Source organism: Candidatus Kurthia intestinigallinarum (assembly GCF_003991225.1).
GTDB classification, from domain to species: Bacteria; Bacillota; Bacilli; order Bacillales_A; family Planococcaceae; genus Kurthia; species Kurthia populi.
Genome location: NZ_JTFC01000192.1, coordinates 1 through 890, shown reverse-complemented (window position 1 = coordinate 890; position 890 = coordinate 1). Strand labels below are relative to the sequence as shown.

Below are 890 nucleotides of genomic sequence, written 5' to 3'. Positions count from 1 at the left end.
TATCGTTTAGAACTTAAATTTAAGCATCTCTCACCAGGTAAATGTCGAAAAGCACGGTAAAGACGCTCTAAGTAAGTTGTAGAAACGTTTGAAGATCGATTTCTGAAAAGGCTGCTCTAAATAGCTGAACGAATGCATAGACAGGTTGTGTACCCTGATAAGCAATTAAAGTAGATTGTAAAACTTGATGTTCTTTTTCAGTTAACTGTTCATAGAAACGCCAAAACAAAGTATTATTCTTTTATTTCCAACTTTTTTCGTAGTAGAAACCAGTGTATCCTTTTTTAATTTTAGTTGCTCTACAGTTTTTCTAACAGTGGAGTAACTCCCTTTATAACCTTTTTTCGATTTCTTTTATTACGCTGATAGGCTGGTGCAGCAGTTATTTCCGTAAAAATAATCGTGCTACACATAGCATTCAAGCAAAACCATTTCTGCAAGCGCAGATGCAGAAAGACTTTTTTTCCTGAAATAGGTAAGTCGCGAATTTTTCGTTTCGTGCTACTATGTCGACGCGTGCTGAGTTCTTGGCATTTAGGACAACAAGCGGATTTGGATCGTGAATGGAAATAAAAAAGCATGTGAGCATACGGTACACGTCTTTTTCAGATCCTATACCCGGGTAGTGATGTATGTAAGCATTCACTGACTATGTGTAAGAACCTAATTTAGCTTGCGAAATACAGTTATATATAATAATTTGTTTACACCTTATAAGGGGAATGCATCAATGGACGTAACAAGTATAATAAGGGGTCTTTTTCCTTGGATTATAACAGCATGTTGTATTTTTGGAATAATTGGCTTTTCATTCTTAATTTATCAGAAAAAAAGAGGTCATTTACACAAACAAAAAATATATTCTTTTATCACGCTTTTATTGTTGATTT

General features: G+C 34.4%; 1 protein-coding gene. It reads right to left on the bottom strand.

The window, feature by feature from the left end; translation table 11 throughout:
- Window positions 1-299 precede the first annotated feature (299 nt).
- Window positions 300-581, bottom strand: a complete 282-nt coding sequence (locus QI30_RS21320) for a transposase family protein (RefSeq protein WP_126992089.1) — start codon at window positions 579-581, stop codon at window positions 300-302.
- Window positions 582-890 lie beyond the last annotated feature (309 nt).